The sequence below is a fragment of the Clostridium sp. Cult1 genome (genome assembly GCF_021655095.1).
Taxonomy (GTDB): domain Bacteria; phylum Bacillota; class Clostridia; order Tissierellales; family Tepidimicrobiaceae; genus Schnuerera.
Window position 1 is genome coordinate 396,725 of sequence record NZ_PPXW01000001.1, and the last position, 819, is coordinate 397,543.

Sequence of the window (819 nt, forward strand, 5' to 3'; positions counted from 1 at the left end):
ATTATTGATAAACGATAAAGAAGTAGAAGCAGATGAAGAAGGAAACTTTTATGAAAGATTGATAGTAGATGAAGGCGAAAATCTAATTACAGTTAAAGCGGTAGATTTAGCAGGAAATGAAATGATTATTGAGAGAACCGTATTTGTAGAAATAGGTGAACCTACTATAACAAATATATTACCAAATGAGGACGTAGAACTTAGAGCAGGAGATACATTGGATATAAGTTTCAATGCTCCAACAGGTGGTTCAGGTTATTATAGAATAATGCTTCCATTTGGACCATCAAGTAATGAGCCTGGAACTCCAATGACAGAAGAAGACGGATTATATACAGGAACTTGGACAGTACCAGAAGGATTAGTAGCAACAGATTTACAAGTTCAAGTAATCTATATAAGCGAATATGGTAACAAGGTATCAGCCATAGCTTCAGGACGAATAACAGTTATAGGTGATATGAAGGACTTAGCTATTAATTCCATAATAATAGATGATGAAGCATATGATATGGATTATCTTGATAATAATCCAAGTGCTCAACGAAAACTGTTAGAATGGGGTAGTTTAGGCTATGAAGCATTTATTAAGATAGATGATGATAAATTGGTGACTACAGATGGTGAATTTGTGACAATTGATGTTCTACCAGAAAGTGTAACTCATTATGATAGAGATGGCAATATAACTTATTATACAAAATAAACCACAGGAGGGTCTTGTGGTTTGCCACAAGACCCTTTTTGAAAATAAAAGTAAGGAGGTGCAAATTAAATAGTAAGCCTATTAAAACTATGAGGATTAAAGGGGGATAATGG

Annotated in this window: 1 protein-coding gene; it reads left to right on the forward strand. The window is 33.8% G+C overall.

All coding sequences use genetic code 11. From position 1 onward, the window contains the following. The coding region (locus tag C3E89_RS01820) for a hypothetical protein (protein ID WP_236910789.1) at nt 1-706 on the forward strand (706 nt) is incomplete at its 5' end. Between the last annotated feature and the right edge of the window lie 113 nt (nt 707-819).